The following is a 19,956-nucleotide window of genomic DNA, read 5'->3' on the forward strand; positions in this document are numbered from 1 at the left end:
TCATCCGTGGTGTAGACGTGGGTATATTCCGGCGGACAAGCGATTTCACCACCGACAACACGGTCGCTGATGATCCGAAAGGCGCCGGGATGGCAACTCGTCGGGAAGAGCCCCACTCCCGAGGTGAAGCGATAGCAAAGGCCGACAGGCGCACCCAGTAGCGAGGATGAACTCGTAGGCGGGGTCGTGGGAGACGGAATCGTGGGAGACGGTGTCGTGTAAGTGGGCGAGGTGTAGGTCGGCGTTGCGTAGGTGGACGACTCCGTGGTTTCCGACGACGCCTCGGCCTGGGGCGTGCCACCGACTCCGATGACCGGCAGCCCGCAACCGGACAACGCACCGGCGAGGGCGCCGACTGCAAGGATTGCGGTGCCGCCGACTATCGCGCTTCGTCGATGACCTCGTGTGCCGTGACCTGTCATGGCAACCTCCGGGAGTCGCTGCAATCCGATCGCTACAGCATGCCCGCCATATGTGATTCACATCACACACTGCGCCGGGATTACTCCGTTCGACAGACGCCCCCGGAATCAGCGACCCAGCAACCCACTCACCTCGTCGACGACGCGCGCCAGCTCCACCTGATGCTGGTCACCGGTGCCGAGGTTCTTGATCTCCAGCTTCCCCTCGGCCAGTTCGCGATCCCCCAGCACGAGCGCGAGACGCGCGCCGGAACGGTCGGCGGCCTTCATCGCGCCCTTGAGTCCGCGATCGCCGTAGGCGAGGTCGACGCTGATCCCGGCGGCCCGCAGTTGTCCTGCGACGGAGACCAATTCGGCCTTCGCCTCCGCACCCATGGGCACCCCGAACACCTCGACCCGCGCGGCGTCGGCGTCGGCGACGCCCTCGGCCTCCAGCGCGAGCATCGTCCGGTCGACGCCGAGACCGAATCCGATCCCGGACAGGTCCTGCTTGCCGCCGATCTGGCGCATCAGTCCGTCGTAGCGTCCACCGCCGCCGATGCCCGACTGCGCCCCGAGTCCGTCGTGGACGAACTCGAAGGTCGTCTTCGTGTAGTAGTCGAGACCGCGGACGAGACGCGGGTTGATCTCGTAGGGCACCCCGAGCCGTTTCAGGTGCGCGAGCACGGTGTCGAAGTGGGCGCGCGCGTCGTCGCTCAGATAATCGAGCAGCAGCGGCGCATCGGCGGTGGCCGCCTTGATCTCGGGTCGCTTGTCGTCGAGCACCCGCAACGGATTGATCTGCGCGCGGGCGCGGGTCGGCTCGTCGAGATCGAGCCCGAAGAGGAACTGCTGCAACGCCTCCCGATACCGCGGACGACTCTCGTCATCGCCGAGTGAGGTGATCTCCAGGCGGAAGCCGGACAGCCCGAGCCGCCGGTACCCCTCGTCGGCGATCGCGATCACCTCGGCGTCCAGGGCCGGGTCGTCGACGCCGATGGCCTCCACGCCGACCTGCTGCAACTGCCGATAACGACCGGTCTGCGGCTTCTCGTACCGGAAGAACGGTCCGGCGTAGCAGAGTTTGACGGGCAGTTGTCCGCGGTCGAGGCCGTGCTGGATCACCGCACGCATCACCCCCGCGGTGCCCTCGGGCCGCAGTGTCACCGACCGCTCACCGCGGTCGGCGAAGGTGTACATCTCCTTGCTCACGACGTCGGTGGACTCGCCGACGCCGCGCGCGAACAAGGCGGTCTCCTCGAAGACCGGCAACTCGATGTGGCCGTAACCGGCGCGGCGCGCGGCCTCGGTGAGGGTGTCGCGGACACGACGGAAGTCGGCCGAACGCGGCGGGTAGTAGTCGGGAACTCCGCGGGGCGCGGAGAAGTCGGCGCTCACAGTCGTCGAGATCCCTTCGTCGAGGTGTCGTCCGCGGCCCGCGCGGACGGGTCGGCTGCCACGTCGACGAGGAACGGGTTGGTGCGCCGCTCCTGGCCGACCGAGGTCTGCGGGCCGTGGCCGGGCAGCACCTGTGTGTCGTCGGAACGGGTCAGCAGCCGCGCACCGATCGACTCGAGCAGCTGTTGATGACTGCCGCCGGGCAGGTCGGTCCGGCCGATGGACCCGGCAAACAGTACGTCACCGGAGAAACACACGGGCACCGTGGCCCCGGCGTCGGCCCCGTCGCCGGACTGCTCATCGGGAATCGGCACGTCCATGGTCAGCAACACCGATCCCGCGGTGTGTCCCGGCGCGTGGTCGACGGCCAGGCGCAGGCCGGCCACCTCGACGTCCTCACCGTCGACGAAATCGACGACCTTCTCCGGTTCACGGAAGGTCAGCGAACCGATCATCGGACCGAGTGCGGGCCCGAGGCCCCGCGCCGGGTCGGCGAGCATGGGTCGATCATCCGGATGAATGTAGGCGGGGATGGAGAACTCGTCGCACAACTCGGTCGCGTTCCAGGTGTGGTCGAGGTGCCCATGGGTCAACAGCACCGCCACCGGAGTCAGCTGGTGTTCGGCCAGGATTTCCCGCACCCGGGGGGCCGCATCCTGGCCCGGGTCGATGATGATGGCCTCGGATCCCGGACCGGCGGCCACGATGTAGCAGTTGGTCTGGAACATCCCTGCAGGGAAGCCGGTGATGAGCATGCTCTCCATTGTGGCCCATCGGATCCAGGCGGTTTGCGTGGCCTGTCGGAACCGGCGATCTCCTCACGACCGTCACGTGCGGGGAGTGTCAAAGACCCGGTGCAGTGACTTCACAGGTGATACTGGCACACTGCATGGGGTGTTCGGTGGCCGCCCGGACATTCCAGAGCCGCAGCACCAGGTCAATCCAGCACCAGCACGATCGCAGCACCAGGACGAGGAGGGCGTGCAGAGCGTGGCGAGCGACAACGAGCCCGGCAAGCCGGAATCCCAAGACTCATCAGATCCGGCCGACGACACCGCGGTCGTCGACACGTCGACCGCGACCGACGCCGCGACCCGCCGCGCGCTGACCAATGAGCAGCGACGCGAGGCCGCCAAACGCAAGCTCGAGGAGCGCCTGGAGCGGGAACGGCAGGCACAGCGCAAGCGCAAGATCATGATCGGGACCATCTCCGGTGCGGTGGTGATCGCCGTGGTGGCGACCGCGACGTATTTCATCGTCGACAAGATCCAGACCGATCGGTTCAACGCCGCGCACACGACGTGTACCTACACCGACAAGGCCAGCAACCTGGCCGACGTGCCGACCAGCCCACCCGCCCAGGTCACCGATCCGGCGCAACGCGCGCTGTATCAGGAGCAGATCGACAAGGTCAACGCTGGCAAGGGCAACGAGAAGACGTCGCCGAAACCGGACTCGACCCAGCCCAAGGACGGGACCGCCACCCTCACCCTGAACACCAACCAGGGTGCGATTCCGATCGACCTCAACCGGACCGGCGCGCCCTGCAACACCGCCGCGGTGATCTCCCTTGCCGACAACGGGTACTACAACGGCAGCCCGTGTCACCGGATGACGACGGCCGACCTCAAGGTCCTGCAGTGCGGTGATCCCACCGGCAGCGGCCTCGGGTCGCCCGGCTGGACCAGCCCGGACGAGCCGCCGACCAATCTGAAACCGGTCGGTGAGGCCTCGGCCATGCAGCAGCAGGTGGTCACCTACCCGCGCGGTACCGTCGCCATCGCCAACAGCGGTCAGGCCCAACAGGGTGAGGCCAATTCCGGGGGGTCCGCGCAGTTCTTCGTCCTGATCCAGGATGGCCAACTGCCCCCGAACTACGCCGTCGTCGGCACCGTCGACGCCGCGGGAATGAAGGTCATCGACAAGGTGTACGCCGGCGGCGTCGAACCCGGCATCGGCACCAACCAGATGACCGGGGCACTCGAACGCAAGACCGACGACGGCGCGCCGAAGATCCCGGTGACCGTGGAGACCGCGGTGGTGTCCTGACACTCCGCTCGCGATCGCGATAACAGACAACCGATGGCCCGTCACCCCAGGTGGCGGGCCATCGGCGTCGATCGACGCCCGAGCGAGCGGCCGGTGACGGGTCGGTCAGTCGGTGTCAGGCCGCCGAGGTGACGCGGTAGACGTCGTAGACGCCTTCGACGTTGCGCACCACGTTCAGCACATGTCCGAGGTGCTTGGGGTCACCCATCTCGAAGGTGAACTTGCTGATCGCGACCCGGTCTCGGCTGGTGGTGACCGACGCCGACAGGATGTTCACCCGCTCGTCGGCGAGGACCTTGGTGACGTCGGACAGCAGCCGATGCCGGTCGAGCGCCTCGACCTGGATGGCCACCAGGAACACCGACTCGGGCGACGGCGCCCAGGACACGTCGATGATCCGTTCGGCCTGCCCCTGCAGCGACGCGGCGTTGGTGCAGTCAGTGCGGTGGACGCTGATCCCGCCACCCCGGGTGACGAAACCCATGATGGTGTCGCCCGGTACGGGCGTACAGCATTTGGCGAGTTTGATGAGCACATTGTCGACGCCCTCGACCACCACACCGGCGTCGCCGCCCTGACGAGATCGAGTCGGCATGGTCGACGGGGTGGTCAACTCGGCGATCTCGTCGGCGGCCGCATCGATGCCGCCGAGCGCGGCCACCAACCGGTTGACCACGTGCCGGGCCGACACGTGATTCTCCCCCACCGCCGTGTACAGGGCGCTGACGTCCTGATAGCGCAACTCGCGCGCCACCGCGGCCATCGAATCGGCACTCATCAAGCGCTGCAACGGAAGTCCACCCCGTCGGACTTCCTTCGCGATGGCGTCCTTGCCGGTCTCGAGGGCCTCCTCGCGCCGTTCCTTGGCGAACCACTGCCGGATCTTGGCCTTGGCCCGCGGGGACACCACGAAGTTCTGCCAGTCCTTGCTCGGTCCGGCGTTCGGCGCCTTGGAGGTGAAGACCTCGACCACCTCACCGTTCTCGAGTTGGCGTTCGAGTGCGACGAGACGACCGTTGACCCGCGCACCGATGCATCGGTGGCCGACCTCGGTGTGTACGGCGTAGGCGAAATCCACAGGCGTGGAGCCGGCCGGCAGGGTGATCACATCCCCCTTGGGGGTGAACACGAAGATCTCCTTGACGGCAAGGTCGTAGCGCAGGGACTCGAGGAATTCACCCGGGTCGGCGGCCTCCCGCTGCCAGTCGAGCAGCTGACGCATCCAGGCCATGTCGTCGACCTCGGCGACATCGGTGCGGCGGCCCTTGCGGTCCTTGTAGCCGCCCTCCTTGTAGCGCCAGTGCGCGGCGATCCCGAACTCCGCGGTGCGGTGCATGTCGTGCGTCCGGATCTGCACCTCGAGGGGCTTTCCCTCCGGACCGATGACCGTGGTGTGCAGCGACTGGTAGACGCCGAACCGTGGTTGCGCGATGTAGTCCTTGAACCGTCCGGCCATCGGCTGCCACAGCGAATGCACCACGCCCACCGCCGCATAGCAGTCGCGAACCTCGTCGCAGAGGATCCGCATGCCGACGAGGTCGTGGATGTCATCGAAGTCGCGACCCTTGACGATCATCTTCTGGTAGATCGACCAGTAGTGCTTCGGCCGGCCCTCGACGGTCGCGGTGATCTTGGCCGAGCTCAAGGCGTTGTTGATGTCGGCGCGCACCCGGGCCAGGTAGGTGTCACGAGAGGGCGCGCGGTCGGCGACCAGCCGCACGATCTCCTCGTAGCGCTTGGGGTGCAGGATCGCAAAGGAGAGGTCTTCCAGCTCCCATTTGACCGTCGCCATTCCCAGTCGATGGGCAAGCGGCGCAATGACTTCCAGCGTTTCACGAGCCTTGCGCGCCTGCTTCTCGGGCGGCAGGAACCGCATGGTGCGCATGTTGTGCAGACGGTCGGCGACCTTGATCACCAGCACCCGCGGATCACGCGCCATCGCGATGATCATCTTGCGGATCGTCTCGGCCTCGGCCGCAGAGCCGAGCGCAACCTTGTCGAGTTTGGTCACGCCATCGACGAGGTGGGCGACCTCGGCACCGAAGTCCTTCTCCAGCGCCTCGAGCGAGTAGCCGGTGTCCTCGACGGTGTCATGCAGTAGTGCTGCCACCAGGGTGGTGGTGTCCATCCCCAGATCGGCCAGGATCGTCGCCACCGCGAGGGGGTGGGTGATGTAAGGATCACCCGACTTCCGCGTCTGCCCACTGTGGCGTTCGTCGGCGATGTCGTAGGCGTGTTGCAGCAGCGCGACGTCGGCCTTCGGGTAGATCTCCCGGTGCAGCGTCACCAGGGGCTCCAGCACCGGGCGCACCGGTGACCGCGTCGCGGTCATCCGCCGCGCCAGCCGGGCCCGGACGCGACGCGACGCCGAGGAGTGCTGCGGCGGGATCGCACTCGTCTCCGGTGCAGTGGCGTCGGCGCCGTCCGACGGTGTCGTCGGTGCGACCCTCTCGGGCGCGGGCGCATCGGATGTGGTCGCGCTGGTCGTGCCGCCGTCGGCGTGGGTTCCGACCGCCTGCGTGGCGGCCGGGTGAGGACGGGCGGCGTCGTCGTCGTCGCGAGAGCGTGCCGCGTCCTCGGTGGCCGTGGCATTCACCGGGCCGGGGTTGGGCTCATTGGCCATGCGACCCTCCATTCAGCGACACGAATCCGGACCGGCGACCGGTGCGGACACCATCTCGGACTCAGGCGGACTATTCGTCAAGTCTAATCCGCGGGCCGCACGCAACCCGATGTGCACCGCCGCCCGACCCCGCCGCCCGGACGAGAAGGTGCGTCCGGATCAGTCGGTGGTGATGCAGTGCACCGGAATCTCGCCGAGGGCGTCGGCGATGCGCCGACGACCGCCGAGGGCGCTCAGCTCCATGATCACCGCGACGGCCAGGACCCGGGCGCCGGCGCGTTCGAGGAGTTCGGCCGCCGCCACGGCGGTTCCACCGGTGGCGAGGACATCGTCGACGAGCAGGACCCGCAGGCCGGTGATGTCGATCCCGCCGGCCGGGATCTCGAGTCGGGCCCGTCCGTACTCGAGGTCGTAGTCGATCCCGTGGACCGGCGGCGGCAACTTGCCGCCCTTGCGGACCGCCAGCACCCCGACCCCGAGCTCGCGTGCGACCGCGCCGCCGAGCAGAAACCCGCGGGCATCGATGCCAGCGACAAGGTCAATGGTGGTACACCCATGTGTCAGTGCGGTGACGATCGAGGACAACCCGTCCGGGTCGGCGAGGACCGGCGTGAGGTCCTTGAAGTCGATACCCGGTTCCGGGAAGTCGGCGACCATCCGGCCGTGCTCGGTGATGGCGATCCGGGCACGTTTTAGGGCGTCGGCGGTGATGTCACCGTCGACCATCGGCCGGGTCGTGTCGTCGGAGACGTCATCGGTCATCGGGTCCACCCACCATGCGATCCCCGGCGTTGCGGTTCCCAGGGTTGCGGGGTCATCAGTGTCGTCACGTCAGCATCCACCGATCCATGTTCCATCCCGTCCCGTTGCGCCCCAATCCGGCGACCACATTGTCGACCTGATCATTCCAATGCCGCACGCGCGGAGCAGCGAACAACGGGATCGAGGCCACCTGCGCCCACGCATCGGTCTCGATGGTGCGGACCAGGCCGAGTCGCTCGGCCTCCAGATCCGCCACGGCGAGCTGATCGATGGCGGTGTTGACCTGCGGGTTGTTGAGGGTCGTCAGATTCAGCGGATCGCCGCCACGCAGCTGATAGGCGTCGCGAATCGGATCCGAGGACCCCGCCGCGGAAAACGAGGCGCCGCTCGCCACCAGCAGTGCATCCGCCTGCGATCCCAGCCCGCCGACGCCGGTGACCGACGACGCGGTGTCGGTCACGGTGATACCCGCCGAGGCGCAGGACGCGTTGATCGCGGCGACCATCTGGTTCCAGCGCGGGGTGGGCGCCAGGTAGCCGATGCGCACGGTGCGCGACGCCCGACGCGGGGTGCCGTCATCGGCGGTACCGGCCGCCTCCGCCAGCAGTGTTCGGGTGCGCCCGAGGTCGGGACGCTGATATTCGCGCCCGAACTCGCCGTTCAGCGAGGCTGCCAACTCATCACCAGGTGCCAGGACCCGCATGTTCCACATCTGCGCACCGCTGCCGAACTGCCGTGCCAGCCCGTCGCGGGGCACGCAGGATGCGAACGCCCGACGCACCCTGACGTCGGCGAACACGCCACGACCCGAGAGCACCAGGCCCTCGACGGCCAGTGCCTGTGATTCGGCCCCGTCGGTCGGACGTGGGCCGCCCTGGCCTCCGGCGAGACCGGCCGTCACATCGGCGACGTCGTACGCGCCGTCGGCCAGGCGTTGGGCGACGTCGTTGCCGCGGCCCCACATCGTGATCCGTGACGCCGCCGGACGGTCACCCCACCAGGTGTCGTTCGCCACCAGCACGAGGCCGCCGGAGGTGGAGTAACTCTCGAATCGGTAGGGCCCCGACGCCGGGAACCGACTGCGATCGAAATGTCCGGGAGTGAAGTCGAACCCGGTGTTCCAGGACTTCGCGATCCGTTCGATGACCGCACGGTTGCGCGCGCGGATCGGGTCGACGATGTTGGCCACCCCGGCGTCGCGGGCGACGACATGTGCCGGCAGGAGGGTGCCGGCACCGAACAGCGATGCCCAGTCCTGGTAGTCACGCCCGGCCGCGAACGTGACCGTGGCCGTTTTCGCTCCGGGGGTGCAATCGACCGAGTCGATGTCGCGGTAGCCGGCGGTGGTCGCGGGCGTGAAATCGTCGAACCGGCCGCTCATCGCGGCCCAGGCCAGCACGATCTCATCGCACGTCAGCGGGACGCCGTCGGAGTACGTCGCTTTCGGGTTGAAGTCGTAGCGCAGCGTCAATCGGCCACCCGGCTCGCGGGTCACGGTTCCGACGTCACGGTCCGGAGTCACCTGCCCGGCATCGCCGAGGTAACTGAAACCGGGCAGCACGCGGGTGGTGGCCATCAGCACGCCGTTGGCGTTGCCCTCCCGGGTGTTGGCGTTGTAGGTGCTCAGCTTGGCGTCTACCGCATAGTCGATGGTCGGCGGTGGCGGATCGGAGCACGCCGACACCAGTGTCGCCGCCAGCGCCGCACCCACCACCACGACCAGCAGCCGCATCACCGTCGACTGGCGGCGCGTCGACCGCGCATCGTCCCCGCGCATGGTGCGCGAACCCCTCGTCACGAGTGCCGAGACTATCGCGTGCGGCGCCGTTTTCCGCTCGGCACGGCGGGGGTGTCGCCGGCGGCGGCCTGCCGCGCTCCCCCGGCCCGGCGCGTCCCGGGTGATCGGGCCGGACGTCGTCGTGCCGCGGAGTCGCCGGCGTCGGGGTCCTCCCCCTTCTCGATCGCGGCGCGGCGGGCCAGCACCCGGGCGGTGTGCCGAGAGATGTCCTCGCGGCGTTCCTTGAGGGTGACCAGCAGCGGTGTCGCCAGGAACACCGACGAATACGCACCCACGACCACACCGACCAGCTGGATCAGTGCGAGGTCCTTGAGCGTGCCGACGCCGAGCAACCAGACCGCGATCACCATGAGCGCGATGATCGGCAGCACCGAGATGACGGTGGTGTTGATCGAGCGCATCAGGGTCTGGTTGACCGCCAGGTTGGCCTGCTCGGCGTAGGTGCGGCGGGTGGTCTGCAGCACCGAACGGGTGTTCTCCGACACCTTGTCGAACACCACCACCGTGTCGTAGAGCGAGAAGCCGAGGATGGTGAGCAGGCCGATGACGGTGGCCGGGGTGACCTCGAATCCGACCAACGAGTACACACCCGCGGTCACGATGATGTCGAAGAACAGCGTCGCCAGCGCGGCGGTGGACATCTCCCGGTCGAAGCGGATCGCGATGTAGATGAACACGATCACCAGGAAGACCGCGAGCGCGATGAGCATCTTCTCGGTGATCTCGCGGCCCCAGGTGGAACTGACCTCCGAGATGCTGACGTCCTGCGCGGTGAGTTCGGGCCCGTAGGCGTCGGTCAGCGCCACGGTCACCGTCCGCGCCTGTTCCAGGGTCAACGCGTCGGTACGGACCTGGACGGTCTCACTGGAACCGGACCCCGCGGTCTGCACCGAATCCGGTGCGGTGCCGAGTGCCTTGCCGACGACATCCTCCACGGACTGGCTGCTGATGCCCTGCGACACCGGGATGGAGATCTGGGTGCCGCCCTCGAAGTCGATGCCGAAGCTGAACTGACGCACGCCGATGGAGATCACGCAGATCGCCAGGATCACCGCGGTGACGATGTACCACTGTCGGCGCTTGCCGATGACCTCGAAGGCGCCGGTGCCGGTGTAGAGCCGCGACAGGAAAGATCGCGAGGTGTCGGCCCGGAAGTCGGCGTCACTGCCGGTCGCCGGGGCGGTGGTTGTCGCGCCGTCGGTGTCGTTGGTGGTCTGACTGGCGCTGGTCATTTCGACGATCCTTTCGCCGATGCGTCGCCGGCCGGCGTGTCACCGGAGGCCTGGTCGGTGCCGGCACCGGCGGTGCCGGGTTGTTTGGTGAGGCTCGGCGACCCCGAGGTCGCCTCGGTGGTCGCAGCACCCCGAGCGCCGGCACCGGTCAACGCGCCCACCCGCTCGGCGCGTTCGGTGCGGCGCCTGCGGGCCACCTCACTGACCGCACCCAGGCCGTTGACGCCGGGTCGTGACAGGAACTCCGAGCGGCTGGCCAGCACGACCAGCGGATGGGTCACCAGGAAGACGACGACGATGTCGAGGATCGTCGTCAGACCCAGGGTGAAGGCGAATCCGCGGACCTCACCGACAGCCAGGATGTAGATGACCGCGGCGGCCAGGAAGCTGACCGCATTGCCCGACCAGATGGTGCGCCGCGCCGACGCCCAGCCGCGGGGTACCGCCGACCGGAAACTTCGTCCCTCGCGCATCTCGTCCTTGATGCGTTCGAAGTAGACGACAAAGGAGTCGGCAGTCATGCCGATACCGATGATCAGACCGGCGATACCGGCCAGATCGAGGGTGAAGCCGATCCAACGCCCCAGCAGCACGATGATGCCGTACACCATCACCAGTGACAGCAACAGCGACGCCACGGTGAGGAAGCCCAGCATCCGGTAGTAGGCCAGCGCATAGATCAACACCGCGATCAGGCCGATCGCGCCGGCGAGCAGACCCGCGCGCAACGACGACAATCCCAGGGTCGCCGACACGGTTTCGGCGTCGGAGGTCGAGAACGACAACGGCAGCGATCCGTACTTGAGCACATTGGCGAGGTCGGTGGCCTCGGATTCGCTGAACGGATTACCGCTGATCTGGGTGGCCCCGGTGATCGCCTGATTGATGACCGGTGCCGAGACGACCCGGGTGTCGAGGGTGAAGGCGGTCTGCTTGCCGACGTTCTGTGCGGTGTAGGTGGGCCAGAAGCTCGCCGCGTCGCCCTTGTACTCGAGGCTCACGATCCACTCACCGGTCTGTGGTTCGGTGCCCGCACTTGCCGACTTGATGTCGCGGCCGTCGATGATCTCCGGTCCGAGCAGGTACACGGTCTTGCCGTCGGTGGAGCAGGCCACCAGGTACTGGGAGGGATCGTCGTTGCCACGCAACGGATCGTTGGCGTCGGTTGAGCAGTCCATCTTGGCCATGTAGGCCGCGAGGGCATCGGTGTTGGAGTTCGCGGGGGCCTGCCGGTTCTTCTTCGCCTCGGTGATCTGGGCGGCGACCTGATCGGCCGGAAGATTCTCGGAGTTCTCGGAATCCTGCTGTTGATCGGCGGGCTGCGGGGTGGCCGCGGTCTGCTGTTCGACCGGTCGCACGTACAGCCGCGCCGTCTGGCCCAGCGACTTGGCCTGCGCGCCGTCCTTGCCGGGCACGGTGATGATCAGGTTGTTGCCACTGACCACGACCTCCGAGCCGCTGACGCCGAGTCCGTTGACGCGCTGCTCGATGATCTGCTTGGCCTGGTTGAGCTGATCCCGGTTGGGCGCCTGACCGTTGTCGGTGCGGGCGGTCAGGGTGACGCGGGTGCCGCCCTGCAGGTCGATACCGAGTTTGGGTTCCGGCGAACCACCCCCGGTGAAGAAGATCAGCAGGTACACCAGGGCCAGCAACGCCACGAACGCGGTGAGCGGCTGCCACGGCGGGATCTCACGCGCCGACGACCGGGCCCGTTTGCGTGTGGTGGGCTTCGCCGAATCCGAGTCGGGACGTGGCCGCCGACGCGAGCCCTTCGGTCCGGTCGTCCGGGGATCAGGTCCGCTCGGTGTGGGACCGCTCGCACCGGTTCCGTCGGTGGAGGCTCCCTTCGATTCGGCCCCACGGGAAAAACTCACGTACTCGATCTCCTTTGATACGAACGTTGATCAGCGCGGTGTCGGCGGGAACGCGCGATCATCCCGGCCACTGTAGCGTCCCGCACACAGACACCCGCCCCCGGGAATCCCGGGGGCGGGGCAGGTGCGTCGCGGGTCACGCGACGCCGATGTCCTACTTCTCGGAATCGGCCGATTTGTCGTCGGAGGACTTGTTGAGGTTCGGGGTGTCCGAGGTGGTGTCGTCGGCAACCGCGTCGTCGAGGTCGTGATCATCGTCATCCTCGAGGGCGAACGGCGGGACATAGCCGGGGTAGGTGGCGGCGGCCTCGTCGGTCGGGACGACACGCATGACGGCCAGCCGGTTCCACCGTGTGACCAGGCCGGTGGCGATCTCCACGTCGACGTAGTCCGATGAGGTTGCGTCGATCACGGTGCCGAACAGACCGCTGGAGAGCTGGATGCGGGTGCCGGTCTGCACCGAGTTCTGCATGTCCTGCATCTCGGCCGCACGCTTCTTCTGCTTGCGCATCGAGAAGACCATGAAACCGACCATCAAGACCAGCAGCAACGGGAGAAACAGAGATTCCGTCATCAGGAAACAAACGTCCTTGTCGTATCGAGAATGTCACCCGTGACGCTGCGTGGGAACCACGGGTCGCGGGGGTGCCGACAAGTGTGTGTCGGCATGCACTGTGTCCAGTGTGCCATGGCCATCACCGGTTCACTAAGGCCGTCATGTCAAGGTACCCGTCGTCGGGGTGCCGGATTTGCCCGATCACAGCTCGTCGAACAGTGACGCGGTTCCGCCGTCGCGGGGTCGAACGCCGAAGGTGGCGTTGAGCGCGCCGGCCGGCGGCGTCAGGCCGAGGTGATGCCAGGCGGCCGCGGTGGCCACCCGCCCGCGCGGCGTGCGGGCCACCATCCCGGCCCGGACCAGGAACGGTTCGCAGACCTCCTCGACGGTTGCCGGTTCTTCGCCGACCGCGACGGCCAGCGTCGACACGCCGACGGGCCCACCGCCGAATCCCCTGATCAGGGCGTTGAGGACGGCTCGGTCGAGGCGGTCGAAGCCGAGTTCGTCGACGTCGTAGACAGCCAGGGCCGCGCGCGAGATGTCAACGGTGATGATCCCGTCGCCCCGCACCTCGGCGTAGTCGCGGACCCGGCGGAGCAGTCGGTTGGCGATGCGCGGGGTGCCGCGTGACCGGCTCGCGATCTCCGACGACGCGTCGGCCTGCAGGTCGAGACCGAGGATGCCCGCCGACCGTCGCAGCACCCGCACCAGCTCGTCGGTCTCGTAGAACTCCATGTGCGCGGTGAACCCGAAGCGATCACGCAGCGGCCCGGTCAGCGAGCCCGACCGCGTCGTCGCCCCGACCAGCGTGAACGGTGCGACGTCGAGCGGAATCGAGGTCGCACCGGGGCCCTTTCCGACCACGACGTCGACCCGGAAGTCCTCCATCGCCAGATACAACATCTCTTCGGCCGGCCGGGCGATGCGGTGGATCTCGTCGATGAACAGGACGTCACCCTCGACGAGGTTCGACAGCATCGCCGCGAGATCACCGGCTCGTTCCAGCGCGGGCCCCGACGTCACCCGGATCGCCGATCCCATCTCCCCGGCGATGATCATCGCCAGCGAGGTCTTGCCGAGCCCGGGTGGACCCGACAACAGGATGTGGTCGGGGGTGCTCCCCCGCTTCTTCGCCCCGTGCAGCACGAGTTCGAGTTGTTCGCACACCCGGGGCTGACCGATGAAATCGGCCAGGGACCGCGGCCGCAACCCGGCGTCGAAATCGCCGTCGGCGCGCACCGGCAGCGCGCTGACCTCGCGTTCCTCCTCGGGTCCCGCCTGCTCGGGATACTCGCCGCTCATGCCGTCTTCCCCAGCAGGGCCAGAGATCGACGCAACGCCGCGGATGCGTCGGCGTCGGGCGACTCGGCCAGCACCGACGCGACCGCCTTCTCCGCGGGGGCCGCGGTGAATCCGAGTCCGATGAGTGCCTCGGTGACCTGCCCGGCGATCCCACCCGCGCCGACCGCACCCGACGCCGTCGCGGTGTCGGCGACCGGCCGGTCGACCTTGTCACGCAGTTCCACGACGAGACGTTCGGCCACCCGCTTGCCGATACCGGGCACCGAGGTCAGCGCCTTGGTGTCGGAATCGGCCAGCGCCCGCCGCAGCGCGTCGGGTTCGAGGACCGCAAGGGTCGCCATCGCGAGTCGGGGCCCGACCCCGGTGACTGTCTGCAGCAGCGCGAACAGGGCTCGGGCGTCGGGCTCGGTGAACCCGTACAGGGTCATCGAGTCCTCACGGACGATCATCGAGGTCAGCAGCGTCGCCTCCTCACCCCGGCGCAGCCGCGACAACGTGTCGGGTGTGGCCAGGACGCGATAGCCGACTCCGGCGCAGTCGAGGACGACGTGATCGAGCGCTACCTCCAGCACCGGCCCCCGTACCGAGGCGATCATCGCTTTCTCCCTTGTTGGGCCGCCGCCACCCGGCGACGGTGCGTCCGAGCGATCTCGTCGGCGCGTTGTTGCGCCTGCGCCATGCGCTCGATCATCGGGCCACGCCAGCAGTGACAGATGGCGAGGGCCAGGGCGTCGGCGGCATCGGCCGGACGCGGTTTGGTCTGCATCCCGAGGATGCGCGTCACCATGGAGGTGACCTGGGATTTGTCGGCGCGGCCGTTGCCGGTCACCGCGGCCTTCACCTCCGACGGCGTGTGAAATCGGACGGGCACATCACGTTGTCCGGCGGCGAGCGCGATCACCCCACCCGCCTGCGCCGTACCCATCGCGGTGGACACCTGGTTCTGCGCGAAGACCCGCTCGATCGCGACCACGTCGGGCTGATGGACGTCGAGCCAATGGCAGGCGGCGGAGTAGACCGCGAGCAGTCGTTGCGCCAGGTCCATGTCGGTGGGCGTGCGCACCACGTCGACGTCGAGGGCGGTCACCTGCCGACCACTCCCCGACTCGACCAGCGCGATGCCACACCGGGTCAAGCCCGGGTCGACGCCCATCACCCGCACGGTCACACACCTCTCTCCGCAAGACGAACAGCTGTTCGAGATGCTACCGGCGGCCACCGACAATGCAACGGATCGACACGACCCCGATTCGCGCCGGGGAGAATGTCCGGTGATGACGCATTACACCCCGATCGATCCCGATGGTCTCGTCGAGATGTGCGCGCAGACCTGCCTGGACCTCGACGGCGCGTCGATCGTCGGCGTCGACGGCGCGTCGCCGGCCCGGCCGGAATCGATCGCCGAGGCCATCGCGGCGACTCTGCGGGCGCGCGGCCGTGCCGCCGCGGTGATCCGGGTGATCGATTACCTCCGTCCCGCATCCCTCCGGCTGGAGTGGGGTGCCCACGACGTCGAGAGCTTCCGGACGTCGTGGTACGACTACCCGGCCCTGCGCCGCGAGGTGCTCGACGGTCTCCGACACCATCGACGGTGGCTGCCGCGACTCTGGGATGGCCACTCCGACAGATCTTTTCGCGATCAACGGCAGCACGCGACCGACGACCAGATACTTCTCGTCGCCGGCCCCATGGTGCTGCGCGAGGATCTCGACCTCGATCTGGGCATCGCACTGCGGATGAGCCCGCCCACGCTGCGTCGACGGTTGCCGCCGGACGAGCACTGGACGATCGCCGCGCTCATGGAGCAGCAGGAACTCGGGCCGCTGCCCGACATCGAGGTGCGCTACGACCATCCCGAACGACCGGCCATCGCCATCCGGTGACACCGGGAGTCCGGCATCGCCGGGTGCGGGTCGAGCGCGCGCCGGTCGGGTCAGGCGTCGAGTTCGGCGAGCACCTCGTCGCTCACGTCGACATTGCTGTAGACGTTCTGCACGTCGTCGGAGTCCTCGAGCGCGTCGATCAGCTTGAACACCTTGCGGGCACCCTCGGCGTCCACTGGGACCTCCACCGACGCCCGGAAATCGGCCTCGGCGGATTCGTAGTCGATGCCGGCGTCCTGCAGTGCGGTGCGTACGGCCACCAGATCGGTGGGCTCGCTGACCACCTCGAAGGTCTCACCGAGATCGTTGACCTCTTCGGCCCCGGCATCCAGGACGGCCATCAGCACGTCGTCCTCGGACTGCCCGGCCTTCTCGAGGGTGACCACACCCTTGCGGGTGAACAGGTACGCCACCGAACCCGGATCCGCCATGTTGCCGCCGTTGCGGGTCATCGCCGTGCGCACCTCGCCGGCCGCACGATTGCGGTTGTCGGTGAGGCACTCGATCAGGATCGCGACACCGTTGGGCCCGTAGCCCTCGTAGGTGATGGTCTGCCAGTCGGCGCCGCCGGCCTCCTCGCCGCCGCCGCGCTTGCGTGCGCGTTCGATGTTGTCGTTGGGTACCGAGCTCTTCTTGGCCTTCTGGATCGCGTCATAGAGCGTCGGATTACCCGCCGGATCGCCACCACCGGTCCGCGCCGCGACCTCGATGTTCTTGATCAACTTGGCGAACATCTTGCCGCGCTTGGCATCGATGACGGCCTTCTTGTGCTTGGTGGTGGCCCATTTGGAATGGCCGCTCATACGCTCTACCCGATCCTTCCGGCACTGACGTGCCCAACTCTCGATGACTCAGTGCGCCACCCCAGCCGTGACCGGTATCACGGTCGTGGGCGCACAACCTGACAGGTGAGTCTACCGGCGGACCATGTCGACGAAGTAGGCATGCACACGTCTGTCGCCGGTGACCTCCGGATGGAAGGACGTGGCGAGGACATCACCCTGGCGTACCGCGACCACCCGGCCGGCCGCGGGACCGTCCGGAACACGGGCGAGGACCTCGACGCCGTCGCCGGTCGATTCGACCCAGGGTGCCCGGATGAACACCGCACGCATGGGGGTCGCGTCGGTGATCCCGGCGACCTCGAGATCGGTCTCGAAGGACTCCACCTGACGTCCGAATGCGTTGCGCCGCACGGTGATGTCGAGAGCGTCGAGGTGGCGCGCGTCGGCCCGGGTGTCCAAGATCGACGACGCCAGCATGATCATGCCGGCGCACGATCCATAGGCGGGCATGCCGTCGGCAAGACGCCGCCGGAGCGGATCGTAGAGGTCGAACACCCCGAGCAGTTTGCTCATCGTCGTCGACTCCCCGCCCGGGATGACCAGGCCGTCGACGGAGTCGAGTTCGGCGCGTCGGCGGACGGCGAGCGCGTCGGCACCTGCCTCGGTCAGCGCGGCCAGGTGCTCACGCACATCCCCCTGCAGAGCCAGAACACCGATGCGAGGCGCGCTCACCGCTCCTGCCGCGCGTGCTGGTCGGCGGGCATGGTGCGCCCGAGTCGGGTCAGCCCTTCTTGGGTGACCGCGGCGACCATCTGGCCGGCACGGTCGAAGATGCGTCCCTGCGTGAGGGCTCGCCCACCGCCGGCCGACGGCGAGGTCTGGTCGTAGAGCAGCCATTCATCGGCGCGGAAGGGGCGCAGAAACCACATGGCGTGATCGAGGGAGGCGACCTGCGGCGTCACGTCGGGATGGGGCACCCGTGACGATCCGAGCAGAGTCATGTCGCTCATGTAGGCCAGCGTGCACACGTGGATCGTCTGGTCGTCGGGCAAGGGATGGCGGTAGCGGAACCACACCCGCTGCTGCGCGGCGAAATACTCGTTGGTGATCATCTGCTCGGCCGGCACGACCCGGATGTCGAAGTTCGTCCACTCCCGCAGGACCGCCTGTTCCTCGACGCTCAGATCGTCTGCGCGATCCGGCAATTCGTCGGGATTCGGCGCCGGGGGCATCCGGTCCTGGTGTTCGATGCCGTGATCGCTGGTCACGTGGAAGGACGCGGACATGGTGAAGATGGCCTCGCCGTTCTGGATTCCGGTCACGCGCCGGGTGGCAAAGGACCGTCCGTCGCGGACGCGGTCGACGAGGAAGACCGCTGGGATGTCGGGATTGCCCGGGCGGAGGAAGTACCCGTGGAGCGAATGCACCGCGAACTCGTCGCCGACGGTGCGAGTCGCCGAGACCAACGATTGCCCGGCAACCTGTCCGCCGAAGGTCCGCTGGAGATGGCTCTCGAACGCCCCACCCCGGTAGATGTCGGTCTCGATGCGCTCGACGCGCAGGATGTCCTCGATGTCTGCCACCGGACAAGTATCGCGCACCGTGCCCGGACCCTGCGACGCGGCGTCAACCCGGTTGCGACGCCGCGTCCCTGTCACAGCTCGTCGAGACGAACCAGTCCGTCCTGCACCGCGCGGGCCACGAGCGCCGCCTTGGTCGGCGCGGTGCGGCCGAGTTCGGCGTACTTGGCGCGGATACGGGTCAGGTGGGTGTTCACGGTGCCCAGGGAGATGAACAGTTCCTGCGCGACCGCGGGCTTGGAGTCGACCATCAGCCAGGTACGCAGCACCTCGACCTCACGGGTGGTCAGGTTCGGGCGCGGCAGCTCCGGGACCTCGGGGGCCTGCGGCTCGCGGGCCTCGGGGACCAGGTGAATCCGGGGCTCGGCGACGGGAGCGGCCTGCTGACCGGGCAGCGGCATCCGACGTGCGGCCAGACGGGCCAGAGCCTCGGTGCGACGCCGATCGGCCTCGGCGCGACGACGGGCGGCCTGGGCGAGGTTGCCGGCGGGGATGTGCGAAACAACTGCGGTCATCGTGTGCTCCTGTGCGTGTCGTGTGTCTTCTGGTTGGTGGGCTCGGTTACCCGATGCACAAGACGTTATGAGCGTTTCGCAAGAAGGTCGATGGGGAGAACTCCCCTGCCCATGGGTAGTTCTACCCATGGAATACGCGCAGGTCAGAGGGGGTGCTCGGACGAGATTCCCGGACCATACCCATGGTCCCCATCGCGACTACCCACTGCGCTCCCCTGTCATTCCCTCAACTCGGACACGGAACCGCCACAACGTTGACAGCGCTCACCACAACGTTGACAGCGCTCACCACAACGTTGACAGCGCTCAACCTCAAGAAGCCTGAGCGCGGTCACCGTGTCCGAGAGTGCGGTCAACCGGATACCGGGCGCCGTCAACGTGTCCGACAGCGCTGTCAACGCGCCTCAGAGCGCCGTCAACGTGTCCGAGAGCGCCGTCAGCTCGCGGCGTTGCGGGCCGCTTCCTCGTCGATCAACGGGAGATCGTCGCGGGTCACGATGCGCGAGGAGATGGCGTACTCGATCAGCCGTGCCCGACGATTGCTCGCGAGCTTTCCGCCACCGGCACGCATCCCGCTGACCCCGAGTTGATCGAGTTTGTCGCAGACGTTGTCGAGTTTGCGGTTGAACTTCGTCAGCGGCCAGCCCAGTCGGGCAGCGGCTTTCGCCGACGACGGGATCGCGCTGGCACCGGTGCCCTCACGACGCAGGATCTCCTCGGCCAGCACCACGATGAGCAGCTTCTGACTCTCGGTGAGCATCGGCACGCCCTCGGTGGTGCGTCCGACGGCGAAGGACTGTTCGGTGACCGGACGCACCTGCGGCGCCGTCGCGTAGACGATCAGCTCGTAGGTGGTGGGTCCGGCGGTGAACACGACGGTGGTCTCCCCGAACACGAGCGGCATACGCGCACCCGGCCCGAGGGTCGCGGAGAATCCGACGTCGCCGGCGGACACACTCGCCGACAGGTGACTGCCGAGATTGGTGAGCCACCACAGTCCGTTTTCGTTGTGCAGCAACAGAAATCGACGATGGAGATATGGATTGTCATCGACGGAGAGATCGGCCTCACGACCGATGGTGAATCGACGGTCCCCGGGCAGCGGAAATCGCTCGCCGCAGTAGTCGACGTACGTCATCCCCGGCGGTACCGATGTGCCGCTCCCGGTGGGTTCGTACTCAGGAACCATTCAACTCGT

General features: G+C 67.7%; 18 protein-coding genes. 2 read left to right on the forward strand and 16 right to left on the reverse strand.

Annotation, left to right across the window (positions count from 1 at the left end; genetic code table 11):
* Positions 1-530 precede the first annotated feature (530 nt).
* Both hisS and ACWDPV_RS10925 read right to left on the reverse strand, forming a co-directional pair.
* Positions 531-1,799 carry a histidine--tRNA ligase gene (gene hisS, locus ACWDPV_RS10920; RefSeq protein ID WP_348803659.1) on the reverse strand — a complete coding sequence of 423 codons (1,269 nt, stop codon included), beginning with the start codon at positions 1,797-1,799 and terminating at the stop codon, positions 531-533.
* Positions 1,796-2,554 carry an MBL fold metallo-hydrolase gene (locus ACWDPV_RS10925; protein WP_348803657.1) on the reverse strand — a complete coding sequence of 253 codons (759 nt, stop codon included), beginning with the start codon at positions 2,552-2,554 and terminating at the stop codon, positions 1,796-1,798. Before ACWDPV_RS10925 ends, hisS begins: the two co-directional genes overlap by 4 nt.
* Positions 2,555-2,903: 349 nt before the next feature.
* Here ACWDPV_RS10925 and ACWDPV_RS10930 point away from each other — a divergent pair, with 349 nt between their 5' ends.
* Positions 2,904-3,848, forward strand: coding sequence for a peptidylprolyl isomerase (locus ACWDPV_RS10930; protein WP_348803927.1), 945 nt, complete (start codon positions 2,904-2,906; stop codon positions 3,846-3,848).
* A 115-nt stretch (positions 3,849-3,963) separates the two neighbouring features.
* Here the strand turns inward: ACWDPV_RS10930 and ACWDPV_RS10935 are convergent, their stop codons facing one another.
* From ACWDPV_RS10935 to ruvC, 9 genes are all read right to left on the reverse strand, one after another.
* Positions 3,964-6,471, reverse strand: coding sequence for a RelA/SpoT family protein (locus ACWDPV_RS10935; RefSeq protein WP_449742968.1), 2,508 nt, complete (start codon positions 6,469-6,471; stop codon positions 3,964-3,966).
* A gap of 159 nt (positions 6,472-6,630) precedes the next feature.
* Positions 6,631-7,233 (reverse strand): adenine phosphoribosyltransferase, encoded by a 603-nt coding sequence (locus tag ACWDPV_RS10940; protein ID WP_449742969.1) that lies wholly within the window; start codon positions 7,231-7,233, stop codon positions 6,631-6,633.
* Positions 7,234-7,297: 64 nt separating this feature from the next.
* Positions 7,298-9,010 carry an ABC transporter substrate-binding protein gene (locus ACWDPV_RS10945; RefSeq protein WP_449743005.1) on the reverse strand — a complete coding sequence of 571 codons (1,713 nt, stop codon included), beginning with the start codon at positions 9,008-9,010 and terminating at the stop codon, positions 7,298-7,300.
* 32 nt (positions 9,011-9,042) lie between these two features.
* Positions 9,043-10,263 (reverse strand): protein translocase subunit SecF, encoded by a 1,221-nt coding sequence (secF, locus tag ACWDPV_RS10950; RefSeq protein WP_449742970.1) that lies wholly within the window; start codon positions 10,261-10,263, stop codon positions 9,043-9,045.
* A complete protein-coding gene (gene secD, locus ACWDPV_RS10955; protein WP_449743006.1) occupies positions 10,260-11,951 on the reverse strand; it encodes a protein translocase subunit SecD in 1,692 nt (563 codons plus the stop codon). The genes secF and secD overlap by 4 nt, the downstream gene beginning before the upstream one ends.
* Before the next feature lie 340 nt (positions 11,952-12,291).
* The gene (gene yajC, locus ACWDPV_RS10960; protein ID WP_449742971.1) at positions 12,292-12,711 is read right to left on the reverse strand and encodes a preprotein translocase subunit YajC; all 420 of its coding nucleotides are present in this window, start codon (positions 12,709-12,711) and stop codon (positions 12,292-12,294) included.
* 183 nt (positions 12,712-12,894) lie between these two features.
* Positions 12,895-13,995 (reverse strand): Holliday junction branch migration DNA helicase RuvB, encoded by a 1,101-nt coding sequence (gene ruvB / locus ACWDPV_RS10965; protein ID WP_449742972.1) that lies wholly within the window; start codon positions 13,993-13,995, stop codon positions 12,895-12,897.
* The gene (gene ruvA, locus ACWDPV_RS10970; RefSeq protein ID WP_449742973.1) at positions 13,992-14,591 is read right to left on the reverse strand and encodes a Holliday junction branch migration protein RuvA; all 600 of its coding nucleotides are present in this window, start codon (positions 14,589-14,591) and stop codon (positions 13,992-13,994) included. The genes ruvB and ruvA overlap by 4 nt, the downstream gene beginning before the upstream one ends.
* A complete protein-coding gene (ruvC, locus tag ACWDPV_RS10975) occupies positions 14,588-15,157 on the reverse strand; it encodes a crossover junction endodeoxyribonuclease RuvC (protein WP_449743007.1) in 570 nt (189 codons plus the stop codon). The genes ruvA and ruvC overlap by 4 nt, the downstream gene beginning before the upstream one ends.
* Positions 15,158-15,269: 112 nt before the next feature.
* Between ruvC and ACWDPV_RS10980 the strand changes: the two genes are divergently transcribed.
* The gene (locus ACWDPV_RS10980; protein ID WP_348803649.1) at positions 15,270-15,878 is read left to right on the forward strand and encodes a nucleoside/nucleotide kinase family protein; all 609 of its coding nucleotides are present in this window, start codon (positions 15,270-15,272) and stop codon (positions 15,876-15,878) included.
* A 50-nt stretch (positions 15,879-15,928) separates the two neighbouring features.
* On the opposite strand, the gene ACWDPV_RS10985 is transcribed toward ACWDPV_RS10980, so the two are convergent.
* The 5 genes from ACWDPV_RS10985 to ACWDPV_RS11005 form a co-directional block, all read right to left on the reverse strand.
* The gene (locus ACWDPV_RS10985) at positions 15,929-16,681 is read right to left on the reverse strand and encodes a YebC/PmpR family DNA-binding transcriptional regulator (RefSeq protein WP_348803648.1); all 753 of its coding nucleotides are present in this window, start codon (positions 16,679-16,681) and stop codon (positions 15,929-15,931) included.
* Positions 16,682-16,792: 111 nt separating this feature from the next.
* Positions 16,793-17,395, reverse strand: a complete 603-nt coding sequence (pdxT, locus tag ACWDPV_RS10990) for a pyridoxal 5'-phosphate synthase glutaminase subunit PdxT (RefSeq protein WP_348803647.1) — start codon at positions 17,393-17,395, stop codon at positions 16,793-16,795.
* Entirely contained in the window at positions 17,392-18,246 is an 855-nt protein-coding gene (locus ACWDPV_RS10995; RefSeq protein ID WP_348803646.1) for an acyl-CoA thioesterase, read from the reverse strand. The genes pdxT and ACWDPV_RS10995 overlap by 4 nt, the downstream gene beginning before the upstream one ends.
* 71 nt (positions 18,247-18,317) lie before the next feature.
* Positions 18,318-18,758: a response regulator transcription factor gene (locus tag ACWDPV_RS11000; protein ID WP_348803645.1), complete on the reverse strand. Its 441-nt coding sequence runs from the start codon at positions 18,756-18,758 to the stop codon at positions 18,318-18,320.
* 436 nt (positions 18,759-19,194) lie between these two features.
* The gene (locus ACWDPV_RS11005) at positions 19,195-19,947 is read right to left on the reverse strand and encodes an FHA domain-containing protein (RefSeq protein WP_348803644.1); all 753 of its coding nucleotides are present in this window, start codon (positions 19,945-19,947) and stop codon (positions 19,195-19,197) included.
* Between the last annotated feature and the right edge of the window lie 9 nt (positions 19,948-19,956).

This window comes from Gordonia sp. NPDC003504, assembly GCF_053587995.1.